This window comes from Bradyrhizobium barranii subsp. barranii (assembly GCF_017565645.3).
In the GTDB taxonomy this organism is placed as follows: domain Bacteria; phylum Pseudomonadota; class Alphaproteobacteria; order Rhizobiales; family Xanthobacteraceae; genus Bradyrhizobium; species Bradyrhizobium barranii.
The window spans coordinates 7,501,231-7,524,511 of record NZ_CP086136.1 but is presented as its reverse complement, the minus strand read 5'-3'; the positions used below and the strand labels follow the sequence as shown (position 1 = coordinate 7,524,511).

Sequence of the window (23,281 nt, the reverse complement as noted above, 5' to 3'; positions counted from 1 at the left end):
TCAGGGGACAGCCACGATCCGCAACGTACGCGCCCCATCGCGCACGCCGCGGAAATGAAATTCAGCGGTCGGGCACGAACACGGTGCCGAGTGCGGCCGGCGCGGTCGAGCCGCCGGTGCGCGCGCGTGAGAGCAGGACCAGAACGATGACGGTTGCGAGGTAAGGCAGCGCCGACATGAACTGCGAGGGAATGCCGACGCCCCAGCCCTGCGCGTGCAGTTGCAGGATCGTCACCGCGCCGAACAGGTAGGCGCCGACCACGAGCCGGCCCGGCCGCCAGGACGAAAACACGACCAGTGCCAGCGCGATCCAGCCGCGGCCCGCGGTCATGCCGGGAATGAAGAACGGCGTGTAGGCGAGCGGCAGATAGGCGCCGGCGAGGCCTGCGCAGGCGCCGCCGAATATCACGGCGAAGGTGCGGATGCGCAGCACGGGGTAGCCGAGCGCATGCGCGGAGACATGGTTGTCGCCGCAGGCGCGGAGGATCAAACCCGCCCGCGTGCGGTACAGGAACCACCAGACGCCGATGACGAGTGCGATGGAGAAATAGACGAAGGCGTCCTCGCCGAACAACACCCGGCCAATCAGCGGCATGTCCGTGAGGCTGGGAATATAGAGGTGCATCGCGGGCGTGATGCGCTCGCCGACGAAGCCCGCGCCGATCAGGCCGGACAGGCCGACGCCGAGGATGGTCAGCGCGAGACCCGTTGCAACCTGGTTGACGGCGAGCCCGAGCGTCATCAGCGCGAACACCAGCGACATCAGCGTGCCCGCGACGATGCCGAACAGCGCGCCGATGAAGATCGATCCGGTGAGCCACGCACCCGCAAAACCGCAGGCCGCACCGACGATCATCATGCCCTCGACGCCGAGATTGAGCACGCCGGAGCGCTCGGTCACGAGCTCGCCGGTCGCCGCGATCAGGAGCGGCGTGGATGCGGCGAGCACCGCGAGGATGATGGCTTCAACCAGTTCCACGGGGCACCTGTCGGTTCGGGAGCACCAGCTTGAAGCGGTAGAGAATGAGGGAATCGCAGGCGAGGACGTAGAACAGGAGGATGCCCTGGAAAACTTTGGTGACGTCCAACGGGATCTTCATCGCGATCTGCGCCTGCTCGCCGCCGATAAAGGTCAATGCGAGGAAAAGGCCTGCAATTAATATTCCAAGCGGGTTCAGCCGGCCGAGGAAGGCGACGATGATCGCGGTAAAGCCGTAGCCGGGCGAGATGCCGGGCTGAAGATGCCCGACCGGACCCGCGACCTCGATGATGCCGGCGAGCCCGGCGAGCGCGCCCGACACAGCGAAAGTCAGGATGACCAACTGGTTGGCGTTGAAGCCGCCGAACCGGGCCGCGCGCGGCGCCGCGCCGACCACGCGAATCCCAAAGCCCTTGATGGTTCGGCCGAGCAGGATCGCGGCTGCCGCGACGACTAGCAGGGCGATGATCGAGCCGAGATGCAGCCGGCCGCCTTCGATCAGCAGCGGGACTGTCGCCACAGGATCGAATTCCGCCGTCGTCGGGAAGTTGAAGCCGTGCGGATCGCGCCAGGGGCCGCGCACGAGATAGTCGAGGAAGAGGTCGGCGACATAGACCAGCATCAGGCTGGTCAGGATTTCGCTGGCGCCGAACTTCACCTTGCAGATCGCTGGGATCAGCGCATAGAGCGCGCCTGCCGCGGCGGCGAGCACGAGCATGACCGGAAGCACCCAGGCGCCGGCATCGGTGCCCTGCGTCTTCACCGCGATCCAGCTCCCGGCCACCGCGCCGATCAGGAATTGCCCTTCGGCGCCGATGTTCCAGGCATTGGCGAGATAGCAGAGCGACAACCCGATCGCGATCATCACCAGAGGCGTCGCCTTCACCGCGATCTCCTGCAGTGAATAGTCGTCGGTCAACGGCGCGATGAAATAGGCTTGCAGCGCGAGAAGTGGATTCTTGCCGAGGATCGCGAACAGGACGGTCATGGTCGCGATCGTGAGGCCGATCGCGATCAGCGGCGAGACCAGCGCGATCGTGTTGGAACGCTCGACGCGCTTCTCAAGCACCAACTGCATGCGCGGCCTCCTTCGGCTCCAGGCTGCTGCCCCCCATCAACAGGCCGAGTTTTTCGCGCGTGGCTTCGCTTGTTGCAAGCGGCGCCGACAGCCGGCCGTGGAACATCACGGCGATCCGATCGGCGATCTCCGCGAGCTCGTCGAGATCCTGGCTGGTGACGAGCACGGCGGCGCCTGCGGTTGCGAGATCAAGCAGCGCCTGGCGGATCACGGCGGCGGCGCCGGCATCGACGCCCCAGGTCGGCTGGCTCACCACCAGCACCGCGGGGTTGCGCAGGATCTCGCGGCCGACGATGAACTTCTGCAGATTGCCGCCGGACAGGCTCGCCGCTTCCGGATCCCGCTTGGCCTTGCGCACGTCGAACGTTTCGGTGGCGCGGTCCACGGTCTTTAGTGTCGCCGCGGTGTCGATGAAGCCGTGATGGACCATGCCGCTGGCGGCGTGCCCGGTCAGTAGCGCGTTCTCCGACAGCTTCATGCGCGGCGCGGTGCCGTGGCCGAGCCGTTCCTCCGGGACGAAGGCCGCGCCCAGCTTGCGGCGCCGGGTGATCGAGAGGTGGCCGGCGGCGATGCCTTCGATCACGACGGTGCCGGGGTCGTTCGACAGGCGCTCGCCGGAGAGCGCGGCGAACAACTCGTCCTGGCCGTTGCCGGCGACGCCGGCGATGCCGAGGATCTCGCCGCCCTTCAGCTCGAACGAGATGTGCTCGAGCCGCACGCCATGCGCCTCGCTCGGCGCGAGTGAAAGGTCGTTGATGACGAGTCGCGGCACGGTGGTCTTCCGGCCTGCCGGTGCCTTCACTTCCCTGATCTCGCCGCCGACCATCATCCGCGCGAGCGAGGCCGCGGTCTCGAGCCGGGGATTGCAGGTCTCGACCTTCTTGCCGCCGCGCAGGATCGTGGCGGTGTCGCAGAGCCGCTTCACCTCCTCCAGCTTGTGGCTGATGTAGAGGATGGCGCGGCCTTCGGCCTTGAGGCGTTCCAGCACGATGAAAAGCTGGTCGGCCTCCTGCGGTGTCAGCACGGCGGTCGGCTCGTCCAGGATCAGGAATTTCGGATCCTGCATCAGCGCGCGGACGATCTCGATGCGCTGGCGCTCGCCGACCGAGAGTTGCCAGACCTCGCGCCTGGGATCGAGCGGAAGGCCGTAGGTCTTCGACACCTGCTCCAGCCGCGCCGACATGTCCTTGAAGGATTCCCTGCCGTCGAGGCCGAGCGCGACGTTCTCGGCGACCGTGAGATTGTCGAACAGCGAGAAATGCTGGAACACCATGCCGATGCCGCGGCTGCGCGCCTCTGACGGACCCGACAGCACGATGGGGTGGCCCTGCCAGCGGATCTCGCCGGCGCTGGGCTGGATCAGCCCGTAGATCGCTTTGACCAGCGTCGACTTGCCGGCGCCGTTCTCGCCGAGCAGGGCATGGATCTGTTTCGGCTGGATCTCGATGCTGATGGAGTCGTTGGCGAGGAAATCACCATAGCGCTTGGTGAGCCCGATCGTCTGAAGCAGAGGGGGCTCGCCGGAATGCAGGTCGTTGGACGTCTGATCTAACATTCGCTGATGCGCTGGCACGGGGTGAAGTGCCTCAATTGTGGGCTAGTTTGAACCGTCGCGTAAGATGTGAAAAAGCGTCATCCCTTGCTCAACGCTTTGGCAGGCGGTCAGTGTCGCGAGTCGCGGCCCTTGTCAGTCCATGATCGTCGCCAACCGACATTCGGAAGAGCCATTGCGGCGGCCACCTGCGAGAGACGCCTGTTGCAAATTTGTGACGGCTCAAACCAAATCGGAACTCGCTGTGCAGGCCTGACGTGAAGTTGAGCAAAGTCGCGCCGGCGCGCGTATGCAAGTCCCGACCGGGCCAACGGTCGCTGTCGTCAATTGTGTCTGCATTCTTGCGCCGCCACAAAAGACAAATGAAATCAAACGGGAATGTTCGGCATCGCGTCACCGCCCGCACGCAACAGCGAAACGGAAAAAATCCTCGAATTCCCGCGTTGAAAGGCCGCCTCCTGCCGAAACAAGCGGCATGCCTTGAAAGAAGTTGAGGCTTCTCACTCCGGGAGATCGGCGCAAGTGTCGCACCCAAGGGGCGTTCATTTTTACGTGTCCAAACTTGATGTGGTGGAACGGCCCGCTCCAACAGCATCAAAGTGCTAGAACGTGGTCGTTGTTCGAACGCCACAAAGGAGGGACCGTTCCGTGAAACAGGTTATCACCATCGGGCTCGATTTGGCCAAGCACGTTTTCCAGGTTCACGGGGCGGATGCCGAGGGCTCACCCGTGTTCAACCGGAAGCTACGGCGCAGCGAAGTTCTGCGTTTCTTTGAGAAGCTGCCACCATGCCTGGTGGGAATGGAAGCATGCGGTAGCGCCCACTATTGGGCACGCGAGATCGCAGCTCTCGGTCATGAGGTCCGGCTCATTCCGCCGGCTTATGTCAAACCCTTCGTCAAGCGTGGTAAGACGGATGCGGCGGACGCGGAGGCCATCAGCGAAGCGGTGACCCGAAAGACCATGCGCTTCGTGCCGATTAAGACGGCTGAGCAACAGGCTGCCGCGATGGTGCTGAAGACCCGCGCTCTTCTAGTGCGGCAGCGAACGCAGGCGGTCAACGCGTTGCGCGCGCATCTGGCAGAATTGGGGATCATCGCCACCGTCGGCCTGGCAAAGGTTGAGGCGCTGGTCGCAATCATACGGGATGAGACAGATGCTCGCCTGCCCGCAGCAGCGCGCTTCGCGCTGATGGCTATTGCCGACGAGATTGAAGCTTCAGCCGACCAGATCGAGAGGCTCGAGCGCGCAATCGTCGTGGAGGCCAAGCGCGACGAGGACATGCGTCGGTTGACCACAATCCTGGCGTCGGCGCCATTACGGCGGCGACCATCAAGGCGCTTGTGCCGGATCCCGGCGGGTTCAAGTCGGCTCGCCACTTTGCCGCCTGGCTGGGATTGACGCCGCGGTCTCATTCAAGCGGAGGCAAAGAGCGGCTGGGACGAATATCGAAGATGGGAAATCCGGAACTCCGCTCTCTCCTCGTTGTCGGGGCAACGGCCGTCTTGCGCGTCGTCCGAAACGACGCTCGGGCGCGGCCGTGGCTGAAGGCCCTTCTCGCCAGACGGCCCTTCAAGGTTGCCGCCGTCGCGCAGGCCAATAAGACGGCGCGGATCATCTGGGCGCTCCTGAACAAGGGCGGAATTTATCGGCGTCCCGACCCATTGGCGGTTACCGCGGTGACGCAGTGACCGCCAAAACGATCTGACCGGCGCAGGCCGGCAGAGGGCAAGGTGCAACAACAGGCGATGAACCCTTGGGACGAAATCCCGAAACGAGTGAAGCTACTGCCCCCAATGCGCTCAAGCGCGTAAACTTGATTTGGCTCCTCGTTCCGCGGATCTCATCGAGGCCAGCGGCCATATTGTGCCGCGCGCAAAGGCCGGACATATGACCGCACCGTCCCAATGTGTGAAATCGACTGAAAAAAGCTCTTGCCTCGCGGGCCGTTCCACATATGGGGGTATTCAGGATGTCGTTTGGTTTCAAGGCAATCGCAGCCGCGGCGCTGTCGATTGCTACACTCGCTACCGGTGGGCTGGCTGAGGCAGCGGACCTGCCGGTCAAGGCTGCCAAGAAAGCGTCGGACGTCCCGTTCTTCCTGGTGATCGACAACCGCGTCACGTTCTCCTGGATGCCCAAGGGCACTGACCCCGGCATGTGGAGCGTCAATCCGAACGGCAGCATCAACGGTACGACCGCCAAGCAGGTCTATTCGTTCACGCACTTCGACCTCTGGGCCTACGGCACCAACTTCTTCACCATCTCGATGTTCAAGTCGGGTCATAACGACCCTGCTTCGCCCTGTATCGCACCTGGTCTGTCTTCCTCCTTCGGTGCAGCCGACTGCGCCGGCGCGACCGAGATCTACGGCCTGTTCCGCTCGACCTTCGGCTGGAACCAGCTCTTCAACACCAAGGCCTTCACCATGGGGCCGCTGCAGAACATTTCGTTTGAAGTCGGTATGGATGGCAATTCCGAGAACACCTTCTTGGCGCCCGCGAAGCGGGACGTCGTTGCCGGTCTCCAGTTCGCCTTCGACCTTCCTTACAAGGGCTACATCAACGTCGCGCCCTTGATGTACTGGGAGTTCTCCAACCACAACGCCTTCACTCAGTGCGGCAGCGGTTTTGCTGGCCCCCTCCCGGGTGTGAGCTGTAACTCCGATGGCAATGTCAGCTACAACCCGACCTGGGCCGTCGAAATCAACTACTACATGGACCTCGGCTTCCTGCCGCCGAACATGCAGTTCTGGTCGATCAGCGGCCGCGCCGGCTGGTACGGAGCGAAGGGCGACTCGAACGGCCTTCCCGCGCTCTCCGGCCCTGGCCGGTTCTCTACTGCTTCCAAGTCGAGTTGAACAGCGAACCGATCCGTCTGACCTTCGACGCTTCGAAGGCCGCCTGGGGTGACAAGTACTCGCACTTCGTCGATCTCTGGGTTGCCTATCGCTACTGGCAGAACAAGTTCGGCCTCGACCACAACGCCATGCCCGGCGTCTGCACGGTCGCCGCGACCGGCCAGAGCACCAACAGCTGCACCGAGTCCACGGTGTACGGTGGCGTCACTGTGAAGTTCTGATCGACTGAATGTCTCCAGGTTTGAATAACGCCGCGCAGGAATGCGCGGCGTTATTAGCGTTTCCGAGCGTAGGGTGGGCAAAGGCGCAATGCGCCGTGCCCGCCATCTTCCCAGATAGTTAGTTATCGGTGGGCACGCTTCGCTTTGCCCACCCTACGAAGTCGAGTTGTTGAGCTCGCTACTTGGTCCACACGCCGTCGTGCAGCGCCTCGGCCTCGTCCTCAAGCAGCGGCCCGACGACTTCCGTCGATCGCTGGCCGCTGGCAAAGACCTCGCGACAGGGCAGGTCGAGCGTCGGGTTCTCCGGATGGTTGCCGGTGACGCCGCGCAGGCGGTGCTCGCTGAGGCCGTAGACCACGCGGCCGATGCCGGCCCAGTAGATCGCGCCGGCACACATCGCGCAGGGTTCAGCGGAGGAATAGAGCGTGGCCTTCGCCAGCACCTCGCGGTCGAACCTACGGCAGGCCTGCGTGGCCGCGAGGCGCTCGGCATGCGCAGTGCCGTCGTGGTCGGGCATGTAGCCGTTCTCGGTCTCGATCAGCGCGTTGCCCTCGGCATCGACGACGACGCAGCCGAACGGATGGTTGCCATGGGTGAGCGAGCGGCGGGCGACCGTAAAGGACAGGCGGAGGAAGTGTTCGTCGCGCTCGGATCCGCCGCTCATCGCTCGTCCCTGGTCAATGCCCCGCCATATGCCGGCCAACCACGGTCAGATCGGCTTCGCTGGTTCGTGCTTCATACACGAATTCGCCGTGGAACATCACCACCAGCCGATCGGAGAGTTCGAGCAATTCGTCGAGGTCAGCACGGCGGCGCCACGGTTGCGGGCCGCCATGATCTCGGCGTGGATCTGCGCCACCGCCGCGAAGTCGAGGCCGAAGCAGGGATTGGCCGCGATCAGCACCTCGACGTTGCCGCCAAGCTCGCGCGCCAGCACGGCGCGCTGGACGTTGCCGCCTGACAGCGCCGCGATCGGCGTGTCCGGGGTGCGGGTCTTGATCTTGTACTGGGCGATCTTCTTCTTCGCATCGTCCCGGAAGGCGCCGCGGTTGAGCCACCAGCCGCCGCTGGCGAAGGGCGTGCGGTCGAATTCGCGGAAGGCGATGTTGTCGGCGACGCTCATGCCGCCGACGCAGGCGTTCTTGAGCGGCTCCTCGGGCAGGAGCGACATCTTGTGGCGGCGCATTTCTTCGCGGCTGGCATGATAGGAATCGCCGGCGACGCGGACTTCCCCGCTCTCCGCCTCGCGCTGGCCGGCCAACACCTCGACCAGCTGGCGCTGGCCATTGCCGGAGACGCCGGCAATGCCGACGATCTCGCCGGCGCGGACCGTGAGTGAGACGTCATGCACGGCGATGGCGCCTGCGTCGTCGAGCGCGCGGACTTTTGCCAATTCCAGCCGGGCCCGGCCGGCTTCGCCGGTGCGCGGCGGCTGCACGGTCAGTTCCTCGGCGCCGATCATGGTTCGCGCCATCGCATCCGGGGTGAGTTCGGAAACCTTGCCGGCACCTGCGAGCTTGCCGCGGCGCAGGATCGTGACGTCGTCGGCGAAGGCCATGACCTCGCGGAATTTGTGCGTGATCATCAGGATGGTCAGCTCGCCCTTGACGACCATATCGCGGAGCATGCCGAGCACTTCGTCGGCCTCCGCGGGCGTCAGCACCGAAGTCGGCTCGTCCAGGATCAGGAAGCGGCGCTTCAGATAGAGCTGCTTGAGGATCTCGCATTTCTGCCGCTCCCCGGCGGAGATGTCGGAGACCCTGGCGCCGAGCGGCACCTTGAACGGCATCCGCGCCAGAAAGGCCTCGAGCTCCTTCATCTCCTTCGGCCAGTTCACCACGGCCGGCACATCGTCGCGGGCCAGCACGAGGTTTTCCGCGACCGTCATGGCCGGCACCAGGGTAAAATGCTGGTAGACCATGCCGAGGCCGAGCGCGTGGGCGTCCTTTGGATTTGCGATCGCCTGCTCGCGGCCGCCGACCAGGATGTCGCCTTCGGTCGCGTGGTAATAGCCCATGATGCATTTGACGAGCGTCGACTTGCCGGCGCCGTTCTCGCCGAGTAGCGCGTGGAACGAGCCCGGCCGTACCTTCAGCTCGACATTGTCGAGCGCGAGGAAATCGCCGAAGCGCATGGTCATGGCGATGGCGTCGACGCCGAAGGCGCCTGCGGGCGGCGGCGTTTCGCCGATGATCACGAAATAGCTCCGATGAAGGCGTCCGACGTCGAGACAGCGCCGAACACGCCGCCCTGCATCTTGATCATCTTCAGCGCGTGCTCGTGGTTGCCCTTGTCGGTGGCGCCGCAGCAATCGTGCAGCAGGACGCATTCGAAGCCGCGGTCGTTGGCCTCGCGCATGGTGGTGTGAACGCAGACGTCGGTCGTGATGCCCGTCAGCACGATGTTCTCGATGCCGCGCACGCGCAGGATCAACTCCAGGTCGGTGGCGCAGAACGAGCCCTTGCCGGGCTTGTCGATGATCGGCTCGCCCGGCAGCGGCGCCAGCTCCTCGATGATGTCCCAGCCCGGCTCGCCGCGAACGAGGATACGCCCGCAAGGGCCGGGATCGCCGATGCCGGCGCCGATCTGGCGCGAGCGCCAGCGCTTGTTGGCGGGAAGGTCGGAGAGATCGGGGCGATGGCCCTCGCGGGTATGGATGATGTGAAAGCCTTGGGCGCGCATCGCCGCGAGCAGCTTCTTGATCGGCTCGATCGGCGCCCGCGTCAGCGAGAGGTCGTAGCCCATCTTGTCGACATAGCCGCCGATGCCGCAGAAATCGGTCTGCATGTCGATGATGATGAGCGCGGTGTTCTCCGGGCGGAGATCGCCATTGTAGGGCCAGGCGTAGGGCTCGGACTTGATATAGCGCTCGGGCATGATTTCGCTCTCTAGCGGGTGATCGACAATTCGGCCGGGGCTCCGGTCAGTGTGCGTTTCGGCGAGCAGGTGATGATCATGATCGCCAGCGTCAGGATGTAGGGGGCGGCGTTGAAGAGGTGATAGCCGGAGGTGACGCCGACCGATTGCAGTGCGGGCCCCAAGGCTGCGGCGCCGCCGAAGGCGAGCGAGGCCCACAGGCAGAGCAGGGGATCCCAGCGCGCGAAGATCACGAGCGCCACGGCGGTGATGCCTTGTCCCGAGGACAGGCCTTCGTTCCAGCTTCCGGGATAGAACTGCGACAGGAACGAGCCGCCGATGCCGGCGAGGAAGCCCCCGACCATGGTCGCGCGCAGGCGGATTAGCAGACGCGGAATGGCCCATCGCGCGCGCGGCATCGGAGCTCTCGCCGGCGGTGCGGATCAAAAGGCCCCAGCGCGTGGTGCGGAAGGCCCAATAGAGGATTGGCGCGAGCGCGACGCCGATCAGGAACAGGACGTTGACGCGCAGCGCGGCGCGGACCTGCGGGATGTCGCTCCACCAGCCAAAATCGATCGCGGGCAGCCGCGGCGCGGTGGGCTCGATCAGCGGCTTGCCGAGATAGAAGGCAAGGCCGGTGCCGAACAGCATCAGCGCGATGCCGACCGCGATATCGTTGACGCGCGGCAGCGAGCAGATACCGGCGTGCAGCGCCCCCAGCAGTGCACCCGTGATGCCGGCGGCGAGCACGCCAAGCCAGGGCGATCCCGTGAGATACGAGATGCCGTAGGCACTCATCGCGCCCATCACCAGCGTGCCCTCGAGGCCGAGATTGATGCGGCCGGAGCGCTCGGTGATGCATTCGCCCAGGCTCACGAACAGGAACGGCGTCGAGACGCGGATGGCTCCGCCGAGCACGGCGAGGGGAACAGTCCAGAGACCGATCGATCCGTCTGCCATCTCAGGATTTTCCCTTCAAGAATCCAATGCGGCCGTAAAGTGCATCGCTGGCCAGCACGAAGACGAAGATGATGCCTTGAAGCACCAGAACGGATGCGTCGGGCAATCCGAGGCGGCGCTGCAGCAGGCCGCCGCTCGCGCTGATGCCGCCGAGCAGGATCGCGACGGGAATGATCGCGAGCGGATTCTGCCGGGCAAGGAAGGCGACGAGAATGCCGGTGAAGCCGTAGCCCGCCGCAAGGTTGGCGTTGGTGCGTCCCTGCACGGCGGCGACCTCGACCATGCCGGCAAGGCCCGCGGCGCCGCCGGCGAGGAAGCAGACGGTCAGGATCAGCTTGCTGACGCCGAGACCGACGATCTTTGCGGCGCGGATGTTGCCGCCGGCGACCCGCGCAGCGAAGCCGAACACGGTGTGATAGATCAGGATGTAGGCGGCGATCGCGGCGATCAGGCCGAAGACGAGGCCCCAATGCACGTCGGTGCCGGGAATGCTGCCGATCATGTTGGCGGCGCCGATCTCGCGCGTCGACGGCTTGTTGAGGCTGGCGGGATCGCGCATCAGCCCCTCGACAAGATGATTGAGGATCGCGAGCGCGATGTAGACGAGCAGCAGGCTCGAGATGGTCTCGTTGACGCCGCGATACTGGCGCAGCGCGCCCGACAGCATGATCCACAGGCCGCCGCCGATCACGCCGCCGATGACCATGGAAATTTGCACGACGAGCGGCGGCATGCCCTGAAGCGCCAGCGCGGCGCTGGTCGCCGACAACGCGCCGATCAGGAGCGCGCCTTCGCCGCCGATGATGACCATGCCGAGCTGTGCCGGCAGTGCGGTGCAGAGCGCGGTGAGGATCAGCGGCGCAGCACGCGTCAACGTATTCTGCCAGGAGAACCAGGTGCCGAAAGCGCCGTAGTACATGTAGAAATAGAGGTCGAGCGGGTTCTTGCCGAACATCGCGACGAAGATGCCGAAGATCACGAGCGCGCCGGCCAGCGCCGCGCCCGGGATCAGGATGTATTCGATTGTCGCGCCGTGGCGCTGGAGAAAGCCGGGATCGGGGGCCGGGGCAATTGTCTCGGCCGCTTCAGTGGAATCCGCGGCTTCCGTTGTCACGAAGTCGCTCCGATCACGCCTTCGACCAGGTAGTCCATCTTCTCCAGCTCAGGATCCTTCTGGCCGCGATCGGTGCCAGCCGCGATCACCGTCTTGCCCTTGTTGTCGACCAGCCCGCCCTTGAAGATGGCGTAGCCCTCCGCCGACAGGAATTTGGCCTTGACCTCGTCGGCGTGCTTGCGCGCTTCGGCGGAGACTGCCTCACCGTAGGGCGAGGTCTTGACGATCTCTTCCTTGAGTCCGCCGCGATAGAAGTTCGGGATGCTTTCGCCGGCGGCGATCATCTTGACGAACTTCGGATAGAGCGCTTCCCAATTCCACTCGGCGCCCGTGAGATACGCCTTCGGCGCCAGCGGCGACTGGTTGGTGTGATAGCCGCAGACGAAGGTGCCGCGGCGCGCCGCGTTCTCGACCATGGTCTTCGGACCGTCGACGTGGCAGGTGAGTACGTCGACGCCCTGATCGATCAGGCTGTTGGTGGCTTCGGCCTCCTTGACCGGCATCGACCAATCGCCGGTGAAAATAACCTGGGTGGTGGCCTTGGGATTGGCGAGCCTGGCGCCGAGCGCGAAGGCGTTGATGTTACGCAGCACCTGCGGGATCGGCTTGGCGGCAACGAAGCCGAGCTTGCCGCTCTTGGAGGTGTAGCCGGCAACGATGCCCGAGATGTACTGGGCCTCGTCGATATAGCCAAAATAGCTGCCGGCGTTCTTCGGATCCTTGTCGCTCCACAGGCCGCCGCAGTGCTCGAAGCGCAGCTTCGGGAACTTGGTGGCCATCTTGATCATGTGAGGGTTGTAGTAGCCGAACGAGGTCGGGAAGAGCAGGGTGGCGCCGTCGAGGTTGATCATGGACTCGATCGTCTTCTCGACCGCGTCGGTCTCCGGCACCTTCTCTTCCTCGACGACCTTCAGCCCCGGAATTTTCTTCAGTGCCGCCGCGCCCTGCGCATGCGCCTGGTTGTAGCCGTAGTCGTCGCGCGAGCCGACATAGATGAAGCCGATGGTGGTATCGGCCGCGAAGGCGGGACGGACGCCCGCTGCCGCACCGAGGGTCAGCGCCGCGCCGCCCTGCAACAAATGACGTCGTGAAATCTTGCCGAAATCCATTGCTCGCTCCCCTTGGCGGATGTCCCGCCTTAATGCGGCCGCGCCGGTCTGGCGGAGCCTGGGGATAAGATGTCGCAAGCTTCGTGCCAGAGGCCACGGAGCGGTCAACTGATATGAAGCCATTGAAAAATATAATGTTTATGAATACTCAGAATCCTGCCGAGAAGATCCGCAGATTAATTATTGAGCAAAATAAAGTAGTTGTATGCAATGGAGTTGAGCAGCAGGCCAGCTCGCGTGTGTGCGTGACGGGAGCTGCGGTCTGCCGGCAACCCGCATTCATGCTACCCACGCGCGGATCGGAATCGCGTTCGTGATTTTTCGCTGGCACCGAACTTGTATCGATTGCCGCCAGGACCGCTGCCGCGGTCCCAAGAGATGGGAAGCTCGCCGAGATGGTTGCTGGTAACGCCGTTCAGAATGCATCGCTCGGCGGGGAGATCGTGCGACGGATCGATGAGCTCGCCGCGATCTCGGAAGACGGCGACAAGCTCACCCGCATCTATCTCACCAACGAGCTGCGCAAGGCCGCTGACCTCATCCTGGGCTGGATGCGCGAAGCCGGCATGAGCGCGCATCTCGATGCGATCGGGAATGTCTGCGGACGCTACGAAGGCGAGCAGTTGGGGGCGCCCTGCCTGATGCTCGGCTCGCACTACGACACGGTGCGCGATGCCGGGAAATGGGACGGGCCGCTGGGGGTGACCACGGCGATTGCCTGCGTCGCCGATCTCAACCGCCGCGGCAAGCGCCTGCCGTTTGCGATCGAGGTGATCGGCTTTGCCGATGAAGAGGGGGTACGTTTCGCCTCGACGCTGCTCGGAAGCCGGGCGGTGGCGGGCACCTTCGACGAGAGCGTCCTGAACGCGCGCGACCGCGACGGCGTGTCGATGCGCGATGCGCTCGTCGCGTTCGGCCTCGATCCCGATCACATCGGCGCGGCCGCGCGGGCCCGGCGTGAACTGCTCGCCTATCTCGAATTGCACATCGAGCAGGGCCCGGTGCTGGAAGCACAGAACCTATCCGTCGGTGTCGTCACCGCGATTGCGGGCGCGACACGGCTTGCTGCGCGGCTGACCGGCATGGCCGGTCACGCCGGCACCGTGCCGATGGCGTTGCGCCGTGATGCGCTCGCCGGCGCGGCCGAATGCATCGGCGCGATCGAGCAGTTTTGCCGCACCGACGCGGACGGGCTGGTCGGCACCGTCGGCTATATCCAGGCGAGGCCCGGCGCGACCAATGTCATCCCGGGCGAAGTGTCGTTCACCATCGACATGCGGGCACCGACCGACATGCATCGCAAACGCGCGGTCGCCGACGTCGTCCGCCAGATCGAGGCCATCGCCAAGCGCCGGCAACTGGCGCTTCAGCTCGACGTCACGCACGAGAACCGCACTGCGCCTTGCGCACCCTGGCTGAAGGATCAGATCGCGCAGGCGATCGCTGCCGAAGGCGCGTCGGTGTTCGAGCTGCCGAGCGGGGCAGGGCACGACGGCATGGCGATGATCGATATCGCCGATGTCGGCATGATCTTCGTCCGCTGCCGCGGCGGCATCAGCCACCACCCGGACGAGCACGTCGAGCTCGCCGATGCCGACGCCGGCGCGCGCGTGCTGCTGCGGGTGATCGAGAATTTCAGGCCGCAGGAGGGCCGTGCCGGCGCGAACTGATTGCCTGAAGCCCGCAAGTCACCGGGTAGAGATACGAATCAGTCATGTTTAAAATGGTGGCCGCCATCACGGGGTCACGAGACATCAGCCGATTGACGCATATGAACAGCGACATCTCTTTTCCATCACATCGTGAGAACCGGTTCTAACAGGGGATGGCTGCGACCTTTGTCGCCAACGCGCTTCAGGCGGTCAATTTTCTCGGTGATCGCTTCCTGAGACAATCGCATCATGCGTTGTCGGACATCGAAGACCTCTACCGGCACTCGATGGACAGTGCCTTTTCGGTGACCGAGGCCTTCCTCGTCACGGGAGCGCCGCACGCCTCCGCCTATTACCCGCGCGACTTCGCCTGGTTTTACCCCGACGTCCTGGACCCTGAAACCATCATGGATGCGCAGGACGCAGTCCGTCGGGCTCGCCTGCTCGAAAAGAGCGTTCGCCTCCTGCTGGAGGCGGTTCGCGCCGACGTGGTCACGACGACGATCGTTCCTGCGGGGCGCGGGCGGTACCTCGGCGTGAATTATTTCTCGCGGCCCTCGGACACGCTGCTCGGCATTCTCGCCGGTCTCCAGCAGATGATAGGTGCCGACGAGAGAGCGTCTTCCTATCTGGCGATGTCGCAATGCGCACATGCCGGCCGCCTGTTGCTGGCCGAGTATGGCGCAGACCTGAAGCGAGCGATCCTCCGGCTTGCGAGCGAACTGGAGCCATTTGACACTGATGGCACCAGATATTTGCTGTGCGATGCCGGCGGGCCTCGCTCTGCGGCAACGGATACGAGGGCCGAGCGCAGGCGCTTCGTCACCAACGCTTGCGTTTACACGACGTTTGTGTGGGGCGTGCAGCTCGGGATCGTCGACGAGAACGAACTGAAGCGGCTGCTCGGTCGCGACCTTGCGCAGTACAAGAGAGATCTGCTCCGTTTGTTCGGCAAGGACGGCTATATCAGGCATTCGCTTGACGGCCCGGCGGGCGCACCGGTGTCCTTGGTGGCCTTGGATTTCGTCAGCGTGCATCGCGGCTTCTGGGACATGAACAATGCTAGCGAGCGGGCGCTGTTTGCGGCTACGACGGATCTGATCATCGCCGAGCCGCGCTTTCGCATCCCCAGCACGTTCCACTTCCTGGTGTCCGCGGATAATCCACGGAACAAGATGATCCACAAGATCGCGGCGCCGGCCTATCAGGGGCGTTCGTCGTGGCCGACGTTCAATGTCGAATTCGCGGATCGGATGCTGGATTTTGATGAAGCCTCAGGGAGCGATACCTATCGGGCTTGCGCGCAGGGGATATTGAAGGCCATTCGGACCGCGACCGAGGTCCATGGCGGCTATCAGGAGCTGATCTCGGAGCAGGGCCTGAAGTATCGCACCTGGGCCTATAAGGGCGCCGTGGCGCACTCCTGGTTTCCGCGCTTCCTGTCGGTCTGGAGGAGGGCGTATGGAACGCCGCTCGTCCAGTGGAATGATTGATCCGCGGCCTATCCCGCGGTCACGTCCACCAGCTCGCCGCCCTCCAGCACCTTGGCCGCCTTGGCGCGGTCGAGGTCGCCTTCCCAGGCGGCGACCACCACCGTCGCCACGCAATTGCCGACGAGGTTGCCGACCGCGCGGGCCATGCCGATGAACCAATCGACCGACAGCACCAGCACAAGGCCGATGGCGGGAATGCTCGGCACCGCGTTGAGCGTCGCGGCCAGGATCACGATCGCCGAGCCCGGCACGCCGTGCGCGCCCTTCGACGTGATCAGCGAGACGCCGAGCACCAGCAGGAGGTCGCCGAAGGACAGCGGCGTGTTGGTCGCCTGCGCGATGAAGACGACGGCGAGCGTCAGGTAGATCGAGAAAGCGTCGAGGTTGAAGGAATAGCCGGTCGGGATGACGAGGCCGACGACGGAATCCTTCACGCCCATCCGCTCCAGTTTCTCCATGATCTGCGGCAGCACGGCATCGGAGGACGCGGTCGCGAGCACGATGGTCAACTCTTCGCGCAGGTAAGCGAGGAATTTGAGGATGTTGATTCCGGCGAGCGCCATCACGCCGCCGAGCACGCCCAGCACGAAGATGCCAACCGAGACGTAGAACAGCATCACCAGCGAAACGAGCTGCTTCAGCGAGCCGACACCGTATTTGCCGACGGTATAGGCGACCGCGCCGAGCACGCCGAGCGGCGCGACCCGCACGATCAGCCCCATGACCCGAAACAGCACGGTGGAGGCCGCGTCGATGATCGATGTGACCAGCGCGCCCTTCTCACCGCCGACGAGCGCAAGGCCGACACCGAACAGGACCGCGAAGAACAGCACCTGGAGCACGTCGTTGCGCGACAGCGCATCGAACGAGGTGCTGGGGATCACGTTCATCAGGAAGGCACCGATGCCGCCGCCGGACAGCTTGTGCGCGTTGTCGGCATAGGTGTTGAGCGCCTTGGCGTCGAGCGTCGAAGGATCGATGTTCATGCCGTGGCCGGGACCGAAGAGATAGGCGAGCAGCAGACCGACCACGAGGGCGACCGTCGTCATCACCTCGAAATAGACCAGCGCCTTGACGCCGACCCGGCCGACCTTCTTGAGGTCGCCGGCGCCGGCAATGCCGTGCACGACGACGCAGAACACGATCGGGGCCACGATCATCGAGATCAGCTTAAGGAAGGCATCGCTGAGGATCTTGAGCCCGATGGCGAAGTCCGGAACGGCCATCCCCAGGATGACGCCAAGCACCAGCGCGGCGAGGACCTGGACGAACAGCGAGGTGTAGAGCGGCTTCGGCTCGGCGGTAGGTGCCGCGGTGATGGTCGACATTGTGGACTCCCCCGGTTTGACGCGTCTTGGACGTCAAAAAGGAGCAACAACCGTGCCAGATTGTCGCGGCTTGGTCTTGGAAGTCATCCAGGGCGCCGCAAAATCCAAGGATTCCTGCGCGCGCTCTTCCGTTTGCAAGTCGGCATCGCAACAGCTATGTCCCGGCTTTCGCAAGAGCCTGATATGACAATCTCGAATGAGAACGATCTGATCTGCCTGAAAGAGGTCGGGCGTATCGTCGCCAATGCCCTTGAGGCGATGGGGAAGGCGCTCGAGCCCGGCATGACTACCGCGGAACTCGACCGGATCGGACGAGAGCTCCTTGAGGCCGCCGGAGCGCGTTCGGCGCCGGAACTGGCCTATGCCTTTCCTGGCGCAACCTGCATCAGCGTGAACGAAGAGATCGCTCATGGCATCCCGGGGGCCCGGCGGATCGAGCGTGGCGACCTCGTCAACATCGACGTCTCGGCCGAGAAGAGCGGCTTCTTTGCCGATACGGGAGCCTCGTTCGCCGTTCCGCCCGCGACCCGTTCGATCGAACGTCTTTGCAGGGATGGTCGGCGGGCGATGTGGATGGGCCTGCTGCAGGTTGGAGCCGGCAAGCCGATTGCCGGCATCGGTCAAGCCATCGGGACGTTTGCGCGGAAAAACGGCTACATGCTCGTCAAGAACCTAGCCAGTCACGGTGTCGGCTTGTCGCTCCACGAGGAGCCGACGGAGATCGCGACATGGCCCGATCGCTCCGAGCGCCGCATCATGAGCGATGGCCTGGTGTTCACCGTCGAGCCGTTCCTGTCGCTTGGCGCGGAGTGGGCCGAGAACGGTGATGACGATCCTTGGACGCTCTACAGCAGCCCCGAGGCGCCTACCGTTCAGTACGAGCACACGGTTGTCGCAACCCGCAATGGGCCTTTGATCGTTACGCTGGCGGATTGAGGTCGTCCCCGCGACGCCCTGTCAGGGGGAACGCAAGAGATTATTTTTCAGGCGATCATGCAGAGCTATTGCGCGCGGACAGTCTCGTCACGCCACGAGATCCAGTAGCCGGCACGATCCGCGCACCAGCACCTTGCGTCCGGTTGGCGTCATCGAAGGTACGCCGTCATTGACAACAACGAGACCGAGCTTGACGAGACCTTCGACGAGATAGGCCTTCGAGAGGCGACCATTCGACACGGGGTTGCGAAGCGCTTTCAGCGCTTCCCATTGGTCCGGCGAAAGATCGAAGTCGATGTCGTTGCTCATGTTGCCTCAAGCGATAGTCCAAGTTGGCGAGCCCCTGTTAGCGACGCCGCATGAACACCATGCGACGACAATGAGTCGGGAATTCGGTAAGCTGTTTAGAACCTCTCTTCACGAATTGCCGCACTTCATTGCGCCACAACAGTTAAGATCGTTCGCGCACGAAAATCGTCCCGGTCTCCGATCACTAATTGATGATGTGCGCTTGATCGTGCGGCGAGAGTTACCGCAGTGCACGGGAAGCATCACTGTCCCATTGCGCGTCGCGATATGCACAGAAATCGTGAAGCGAGGGCGATTGGACTCTGACTGGACTCTGCTACGTTGATTCGTAGGGGATTGGCTTCACACGACAGGAGTGTGAGTGCATGAACAGGCTGATGGCAATTCGCAGTCAGGAATTCCTCTGCCGAGAGCGCGCGGCGCTGGATTCGGAGCGACGGGCGTTCTGGCTCGCGCAGGCCCAGGAATGGGAGCAGCGCGCGCTCGACGAAATTGCGCATCACTTTCGGGAGTGCAACCTCGTCCAGGCCGAGCTGACTGCCGCCTGACGCCAGCGGCGGACGTGATTGCCGTCTACTGATAAGTCGCCACGATGTCGGACACGGCGCGTTCGAGCTGCTGTGCGGTGGCGCATTGGCGCACGACAGTGCAGAAGGTCGCGTAGCGCGGCATCTCGGAATCACCGAAGCCCCAGGCGAGCCGTCCTTCGGGATTGAGCCAGACCACGCGCTTCGAGCGTTCGGAGATGCGGCGCAGGATGTCGGCGCGCGGGTCGAGATTGTTGCTGCGGGCGTCACCGAGCACGATCACCGTGGTCTGCGGCGTCAGCGTGCTCATAAACCCCTTCTCGAAATCGACGAGCGAAGAGCCGTAGTCGGATGAGCCGAAGCCGACCTTGGACATGATCTCGGCCATCGCCTCTTCCGGCGACTTCTTTTCCAGGATCTCGCTGACCTCGATCAGATGCGAGGAGAAGGCGAAGGAGTGGACGTCGTCGACCACCTCGTGCAGCGAGTGGATCAGGAGCAGGAAGAAATCGGAGACCTGCGCGACCGAGCCTGAGACGTCGCAGATGGCGACGATCTTCGGCCGATCGCGATGCTTGCGCTTCCACGCGGTGAGGAAGGGCACGCCGCCCCAGGCCGCGTTGCGGCGCAGTGTGCGACGCACGTCGAGATGGCCGCGGCGCTGACGCTTCCGCGGCTTCGAGTAGCGCTCGCGCAGGCGCCGCGCGATCTGGCGGATGAGAGCGCGCATCTCCGCGACCTGGCGCCGCTCGATGCGGGCGAGAGGCGCGTTGCGCAGGATCTCGTTGCGGAGGTTTTCGGCCTCTTCGCGGGCATAAAGCGCAAGGCCTTGCGAGACCGTGTCGCGGACTGCTTCGCGTAACGCGTCCAGCGCGCCGCGCAGACGCTCGGCCAGCGACGGATTGGTCGCGGTGAGCGCGTCGAGATCGTCGCGCAGGCGCTGAAGGCCCATGGCGTCGAGGATGCGGCTGGAAAAGATGCCGCGCTGAGTCGAATAGCGGATGTCGGACAGCGAAGCCGCACCGGAAGCGCTGGCGATCGCGGCTGCGATCGCGTTGCGATCCTGCGACAGCAGCATCTGCGCAAGCGGGCCTAATGCTTCGGAAGCCTGGCCTTCGCCTGCTTCACTGGCCGAGCCGGGTGAGGGGGTCTGATCCGCGTCCTGCGATGCGTCGTCGTTGTCGTCGGCCTCGGGTTGATCCTGCCGCGGCTCTGGTTGGCTGAAGAAGAGATCAAAGCAGTCGCCGAGGGCGAGCTTCTCGTCCTGCGACTTGGCGAGCGTCAGGAGCAGCGCATCGCGCAGGATGGCCCGGTCGGAAAAGCCGACCTGGTTGACCGCGCGCATCGCATCGATGCTTTCGGCGGGCGAGACATGCACGCCGGCACCGCGCGCCGCTCGAAAGAAACGATGGAGATTCTCGCGCATCGGCGTCAACCGAAGACGTTGGACCGTGCCGCCTTGGCAATGAAGGTCGTAACTTGCGGCGTTGCTGCCTCGATGTCGGCCTCGTACTTCAGGAGCACATTGAGCGTGTCCTTGACGATGTCCGTATCGAGCTCCGAGGCCTGAAGTAGAACCAGAACGCGCGCCCAGTCGATGGTCTCACTGACCGAAGGCAGCTTCTTCAGGTCGAGCGAGCGGATCTCGTGGATGAAGCCGACCATCTGCCGGCGCAGCGCCTGCGAGATACCGGAGACGCGGCTCTCGACGATGCGTTCTTCGAGCCGCTGCTCGGGGAAGCCGATATGCAGATGCAGGCAGCGCCGCTTCAGGGCGTCGCCGAGGTCACGCTCGCTGTTCGAGGTGAGGATCACCGTCGGCGGCGTGATCGCCGCGACCGTGCCGAGCTCCGGGATCGTGACCTGGAAGTCGGACAGGATCTCAAGCAGCAGCGATTCGAATTCAGCGTCGGACTTGTCGATCTCGTCGATCAGCAGCACGCAACCGCCCGGCTGCTCCAGCGCCTGCAGCAGCGGCCGCGGCTCGACGAACTCCTTGGAGAAGAACACGTCGCCGAAATCGTGGAGCTGATTGAGTGCGTCATGCAGCGTCTGCGCGCCGCCGAGGACTTCGCCGAGCTTGTCCTTGAGGATCTGGGTGTAGAGAAGCTGTTTTGCGTATTTCCACTCGTAGAGCGCCTTGGCCTCGTCGAGGCCCTCGTAACATTGCAGGCGGATCATCTTCATGCCGCGCCAGGCAGCAATGGCCTTGGCAAGCTCGGTCTTGCCGACACCCGCGGGGCCTTCGACTAGGATCGGCTTCTCGATCTGCTGCGACAAATAGACGGCGGTCGCGATCTGCCGGCTCGCGATATAGCCTTGCGCGGCGAGGCCGCTCTCCACTGCCTCGATCGAGGTCGAGGCCTTCTGTTCAGCCACGAAAGGGCGCTCCCAAAGGTCTTGCTTGAGGCTTGTTCTGCCTGCGTTCCCGGCAAAGAACAAGCCTCGTTTGGGACGGCCTGACCCGCGCTGAACGTCGCTTTTTCCGTTCAGCGCAAATACTTAAGCGATGGCTGATCGTGCGGTCAGTGCCGCAGTTCCGGCTTGCGGATGGTCTGCCGGACTTCGGCGCCGCAGTCCGCGCATTCATAGACGAAGTCGATCTTGGCAAGGCCCCAATGCGGTTCGACCTCGCGGACATACATCGGCAGGAACCCCATGCAGGCGGGACAAATTACAGGCGCGATTTCGATGTCCTGATGATGCTGTACATAAGCTGGCATCTCGGCTCTCCTTCGCAGGCGACCACCAAACCCCGCGAAAAGGCTACTGCCGGAACGCGCCGGTGCCGTCATCAACTCTTTCGAACAGAGGCGGAACGGCAGGCGTTTGTCGTTCGCTGTGACATTCTTGTTACGTCTCTGTACTGTAACGGGCCGACCGAATTCCTATTTCACAGGCCGATCCGTTTTCCACGGACCTTCACTGCAACGATAAGGGAGCAACGCCCATGACGCATGCCATTCGCTTTCACAAGACCGGCGGTCCTGAAGTCCTGGTCTGGGAGGAGGTCAGTGTCGGCAAGCCCGGACCTGGCGAGGCGCGCATCCGCCACACGGCCGTCGGTCTCAACTTCGTCGACATCTACAATCGCTCCGGTGTGTATCCGGTACAATTGCCGAGCGGTCTCGGCAGCGAGGGAGCCGGCGTCGTCGAGGAGGTCGGGGCCGGCGTTACCGATCTGAAGCCCGGCGATCGCGTTGCCTATGGTGCCTCGCCGCTCGGCGCCTATGCCGAGGCGCGGCTGATCCCGGCCGACCGGCTGTTGAAGCTGCCTGATGGTGTCGATGACAAGACCGCGGCGGCCATGATGCTGAAGGGCCTCACCACCCAATATCTGATCCGGCAGACCTATCGCGTGAAGGCCGGCGACACCATCCTGCTCCATGCCGCGGCCGGCGGCGTCGGTCTGATCCTGAGCCAGTGGGCAAAACATCTCGGCGCGACAGTGATCGGCACCGTCAGCAGCGACGAGAAGGCAAAGCTCGCCAAGGCACATGGCTGCGATCATGTGATCATCTATACGCGCGAGGATTTCGTGAAGCGCGTCGACGAGATCACGGGCGGCAAGAAGGTGCCGGTGGTCTATGATTCCGTCGGCAAGGACACGTTCCTGAAGTCGCTGGATTGTCTTGCGCCGCTCGGTATTGCCGCGCTGTTCGGTGCGTCCTCCGGCGCTGTCGAGCCGCTCAACCTCGGTCTGCTCGCGCAGAAGGGCTCGCTCTACGTCACCCGTCCGACGCTGTTCACCTACGCTGCCAAGCGCGAGGCCCTGGTCGCGATGGCGAACGAGCTGTTCGACGTCGTGAAGTCCGGCGCAGTCAAGATCGAGGTGCACCAGACGTACCCGCTGAAGGATGCCGCCAAGGCGCATGCCGATCTCGCTGCGCGCAAGACCACGGGATCGACCGTTCTCACGGTGTGATATCCGGCCGGGCAGTGACGTGACGCTGCCCATTTGGGCTGCGTCACGTTTTCTCGTGCTTGCGCAGATCGCGGTTGTGATCGAGACGGATCGCCTGGAGGTCGACTTCTTCAGGCGGAACCTGGGGGAGGGCGGCCTCGGTCAGGATCGCCTCGGTCACGTCCTCCACCGCATTCTCCGCGATTTCGTGGATGAACGAGATGTTTCGATATTCACCCGAAGCGACGCGGGAGATGACCTCGCGCCTTGTGATTTCGGGATCGACGACCGCCTCGCGTCCGCGCCGCCCATAGTCGATCATCACGACGAAATACTGCATGAAACGATCCTGCCGCGCCCCGTAGCCGGGAACGCGGCAGAGTATTTCCGAAAAACAGAATTA

The 23,281-nt window shown here is 63.9% G+C and carries 18 protein-coding genes and 4 pseudogenes; 7 read left to right on the top strand and 15 right to left on the bottom strand.

Features of this window, described 5'->3' with window-relative positions; genetic code table 11:
* Positions 1-61: 61 nt before the first annotated feature.
* The 3 genes from J4G43_RS36725 to J4G43_RS36715 are packed head-to-tail and all read right to left on the bottom strand — an operon-like array spanning position 62 to position 3,612.
* Positions 62-979, bottom strand: coding sequence for an ABC transporter permease (locus J4G43_RS36725; protein ID WP_208087892.1), 918 nt, complete (start codon positions 977-979; stop codon positions 62-64).
* A complete protein-coding gene (locus tag J4G43_RS36720) occupies positions 966-2,057 on the bottom strand; it encodes an ABC transporter permease (RefSeq protein WP_208087891.1) in 1,092 nt (363 codons plus the stop codon). The genes J4G43_RS36725 and J4G43_RS36720 overlap by 14 nt, the downstream gene beginning before the upstream one ends.
* Positions 2,041-3,612, bottom strand: coding sequence for an ABC transporter ATP-binding protein (locus J4G43_RS36715; protein WP_208087890.1), 1,572 nt, complete (start codon positions 3,610-3,612; stop codon positions 2,041-2,043). Before J4G43_RS36715 ends, J4G43_RS36720 begins: the two co-directional genes overlap by 17 nt.
* 645 nt (positions 3,613-4,257) lie before the next feature.
* Here J4G43_RS36715 and J4G43_RS36710 point away from each other — a divergent pair.
* Both J4G43_RS36710 and J4G43_RS36705 read left to right on the top strand, forming a co-directional pair.
* Positions 4,258-5,300: pseudogene (locus J4G43_RS36710) on the top strand (IS110 family RNA-guided transposase).
* A gap of 281 nt (positions 5,301-5,581) precedes the next feature.
* Positions 5,582-6,690: pseudogene (locus J4G43_RS36705) on the top strand (hypothetical protein).
* A gap of 178 nt (positions 6,691-6,868) precedes the next feature.
* Here the strand turns inward: J4G43_RS36705 and J4G43_RS36700 are convergent.
* The 6 genes and pseudogenes from J4G43_RS36700 to J4G43_RS36675 all read right to left on the bottom strand — a co-directional run bounded on the left by J4G43_RS36700 (position 6,869) and on the right by J4G43_RS36675 (position 12,729).
* Positions 6,869-7,354 carry a nucleoside deaminase gene (locus J4G43_RS36700; RefSeq protein ID WP_208087889.1) on the bottom strand — a complete coding sequence of 162 codons (486 nt, stop codon included), beginning with the start codon at positions 7,352-7,354 and terminating at the stop codon, positions 6,869-6,871.
* 13 nt (positions 7,355-7,367) lie between these two features.
* Positions 7,368-8,887 (bottom strand): annotated as a pseudogene (locus J4G43_RS36695) (ABC transporter ATP-binding protein).
* The gene (gene biuH, locus J4G43_RS36690; RefSeq protein ID WP_208087888.1) at positions 8,884-9,567 is read right to left on the bottom strand and encodes a biuret amidohydrolase; all 684 of its coding nucleotides are present in this window, start codon (positions 9,565-9,567) and stop codon (positions 8,884-8,886) included. Before biuH ends, J4G43_RS36695 begins: the two are co-directional and overlap by 4 nt.
* A gap of 11 nt (positions 9,568-9,578) precedes the next feature.
* Positions 9,579-10,506 (bottom strand): annotated as a pseudogene (locus J4G43_RS36685) (ABC transporter permease).
* Between the two features lies 1 nt (position 10,507).
* Positions 10,508-11,620 (bottom strand): ABC transporter permease, encoded by a 1,113-nt coding sequence (locus tag J4G43_RS36680; RefSeq protein ID WP_208087887.1) that lies wholly within the window; start codon positions 11,618-11,620, stop codon positions 10,508-10,510.
* Positions 11,617-12,729, bottom strand: coding sequence for a BMP family ABC transporter substrate-binding protein (locus J4G43_RS36675; RefSeq protein WP_208087886.1), 1,113 nt, complete (start codon positions 12,727-12,729; stop codon positions 11,617-11,619). The genes J4G43_RS36680 and J4G43_RS36675 overlap by 4 nt, the downstream gene beginning before the upstream one ends.
* A 395-nt stretch (positions 12,730-13,124) precedes the next feature.
* On the opposite strand from J4G43_RS36675, the gene J4G43_RS36670 reads away from it, so the two are divergent.
* Positions 13,125-14,399 carry an allantoate amidohydrolase gene (locus J4G43_RS36670; protein ID WP_208087885.1) on the top strand — a complete coding sequence of 425 codons (1,275 nt, stop codon included), beginning with the start codon at positions 13,125-13,127 and terminating at the stop codon, positions 14,397-14,399.
* 155 nt (positions 14,400-14,554) lie between these two features.
* On the top strand, positions 14,555-15,874 hold the full coding sequence (locus J4G43_RS36665) for a hypothetical protein (protein ID WP_208087884.1): 1,320 nt from the start codon (positions 14,555-14,557) through the stop codon (positions 15,872-15,874).
* A gap of 8 nt (positions 15,875-15,882) precedes the next feature.
* On the opposite strand, the gene J4G43_RS36660 is transcribed toward J4G43_RS36665, so the two are convergent.
* Positions 15,883-17,202: a dicarboxylate/amino acid:cation symporter gene (locus J4G43_RS36660; RefSeq protein WP_208087883.1), complete on the bottom strand. Its 1,320-nt coding sequence runs from the start codon at positions 17,200-17,202 to the stop codon at positions 15,883-15,885.
* A 183-nt stretch (positions 17,203-17,385) separates the two neighbouring features.
* Here J4G43_RS36660 and map point away from each other — a divergent pair, with 183 nt between their 5' ends.
* The gene (gene map, locus J4G43_RS36655; protein WP_208089511.1) at positions 17,386-18,138 is read left to right on the top strand and encodes a type I methionyl aminopeptidase; all 753 of its coding nucleotides are present in this window, start codon (positions 17,386-17,388) and stop codon (positions 18,136-18,138) included.
* Positions 18,139-18,225: 87 nt separating this feature from the next.
* Here map and J4G43_RS36650 read toward each other — a convergent pair whose 3' ends face one another.
* Positions 18,226-18,447: a hypothetical protein gene (locus J4G43_RS36650; RefSeq protein ID WP_028152899.1), complete on the bottom strand. Its 222-nt coding sequence runs from the start codon at positions 18,445-18,447 to the stop codon at positions 18,226-18,228.
* Positions 18,448-18,812: 365 nt separating this feature from the next.
* Here J4G43_RS36650 and J4G43_RS36645 point away from each other — a divergent pair, with 365 nt between their 5' ends.
* Positions 18,813-18,995: a hypothetical protein gene (locus tag J4G43_RS36645; protein ID WP_028152900.1), complete on the top strand. Its 183-nt coding sequence runs from the start codon at positions 18,813-18,815 to the stop codon at positions 18,993-18,995.
* A 25-nt stretch (positions 18,996-19,020) separates the two neighbouring features.
* Here J4G43_RS36645 and J4G43_RS36640 read toward each other — a convergent pair whose 3' ends face one another.
* The 3 genes from J4G43_RS36640 to J4G43_RS36630 all read right to left on the bottom strand — a co-directional run bounded on the left by J4G43_RS36640 (position 19,021) and on the right by J4G43_RS36630 (position 21,697).
* Positions 19,021-20,400: a vWA domain-containing protein gene (locus J4G43_RS36640; protein ID WP_208087882.1), complete on the bottom strand. Its 1,380-nt coding sequence runs from the start codon at positions 20,398-20,400 to the stop codon at positions 19,021-19,023.
* Between the two features lie 5 nt (positions 20,401-20,405).
* Positions 20,406-21,353, bottom strand: a complete 948-nt coding sequence (locus J4G43_RS36635) for an AAA family ATPase (RefSeq protein WP_014493696.1) — start codon at positions 21,351-21,353, stop codon at positions 20,406-20,408.
* Between the two features lie 146 nt (positions 21,354-21,499).
* The gene (locus tag J4G43_RS36630; RefSeq protein ID WP_208087881.1) at positions 21,500-21,697 is read right to left on the bottom strand and encodes a hypothetical protein; all 198 of its coding nucleotides are present in this window, start codon (positions 21,695-21,697) and stop codon (positions 21,500-21,502) included.
* Between the two features lie 227 nt (positions 21,698-21,924).
* Between J4G43_RS36630 and J4G43_RS36625 the strand changes: the two genes are divergently transcribed.
* The gene (locus J4G43_RS36625; protein WP_208087880.1) at positions 21,925-22,899 is read left to right on the top strand and encodes a quinone oxidoreductase family protein; all 975 of its coding nucleotides are present in this window, start codon (positions 21,925-21,927) and stop codon (positions 22,897-22,899) included.
* Between the two features lie 43 nt (positions 22,900-22,942).
* Here J4G43_RS36625 and J4G43_RS36620 read toward each other — a convergent pair whose 3' ends face one another.
* Positions 22,943-23,218 (bottom strand): hypothetical protein, encoded by a 276-nt coding sequence (locus J4G43_RS36620; RefSeq protein ID WP_071911765.1) that lies wholly within the window; start codon positions 23,216-23,218, stop codon positions 22,943-22,945.
* Positions 23,219-23,281 lie beyond the last annotated feature (63 nt).

What these genes read in the sequence shown, in the direction of transcription:
- map (WP_208089511.1), top strand. Translation starts at nt 17,386, where the DNA reads ATGACAATCTCGAATGAGAACGATCTGATCTGCCTGAAAGAGGTCGGG.
- J4G43_RS36720 (WP_208087891.1), bottom strand. Translation starts at nt 2,057, where the DNA reads ATGCAGTTGGTGCTTGAGAAGCGCGTCGAGCGTTCCAACACGATCGCG.
- J4G43_RS36675 (WP_208087886.1), bottom strand. Translation starts at nt 12,729, where the DNA reads ATGGATTTCGGCAAGATTTCACGACGTCATTTGTTGCAGGGCGGCGCG.
- J4G43_RS36665 (WP_208087884.1), top strand. Translation starts at nt 14,555, where the DNA reads ATGGCTGCGACCTTTGTCGCCAACGCGCTTCAGGCGGTCAATTTTCTC.
- J4G43_RS36645 (WP_028152900.1), top strand. Translation starts at nt 18,813, where the DNA reads ATGAACAGGCTGATGGCAATTCGCAGTCAGGAATTCCTCTGCCGAGAG.
- J4G43_RS36700 (WP_208087889.1), bottom strand. Translation starts at nt 7,354, where the DNA reads ATGAGCGGCGGATCCGAGCGCGACGAACACTTCCTCCGCCTGTCCTTT.
- J4G43_RS36650 (WP_028152899.1), bottom strand. Translation starts at nt 18,447, where the DNA reads ATGAGCAACGACATCGACTTCGATCTTTCGCCGGACCAATGGGAAGCG.
- J4G43_RS36670 (WP_208087885.1), top strand. Translation starts at nt 13,125, where the DNA reads ATGGTTGCTGGTAACGCCGTTCAGAATGCATCGCTCGGCGGGGAGATC.
- J4G43_RS36640 (WP_208087882.1), bottom strand. Translation starts at nt 20,400, where the DNA reads ATGCGCGAGAATCTCCATCGTTTCTTTCGAGCGGCGCGCGGTGCCGGC.
- J4G43_RS36660 (WP_208087883.1), bottom strand. Translation starts at nt 17,202, where the DNA reads ATGTCGACCATCACCGCGGCACCTACCGCCGAGCCGAAGCCGCTCTAC.
- J4G43_RS36715 (WP_208087890.1), bottom strand. Translation starts at nt 3,612, where the DNA reads ATGTTAGATCAGACGTCCAACGACCTGCATTCCGGCGAGCCCCCTCTG.
- biuH (WP_208087888.1), bottom strand. Translation starts at nt 9,567, where the DNA reads ATGCCCGAGCGCTATATCAAGTCCGAGCCCTACGCCTGGCCCTACAAT.
- J4G43_RS36620 (WP_071911765.1), bottom strand. Translation starts at nt 23,218, where the DNA reads ATGCAGTATTTCGTCGTGATGATCGACTATGGGCGGCGCGGACGCGAG.
- J4G43_RS36630 (WP_208087881.1), bottom strand. Translation starts at nt 21,697, where the DNA reads ATGCCAGCTTATGTACAGCATCATCAGGACATCGAAATCGCGCCTGTA.
- J4G43_RS36625 (WP_208087880.1), top strand. Translation starts at nt 21,925, where the DNA reads ATGACGCATGCCATTCGCTTTCACAAGACCGGCGGTCCTGAAGTCCTG.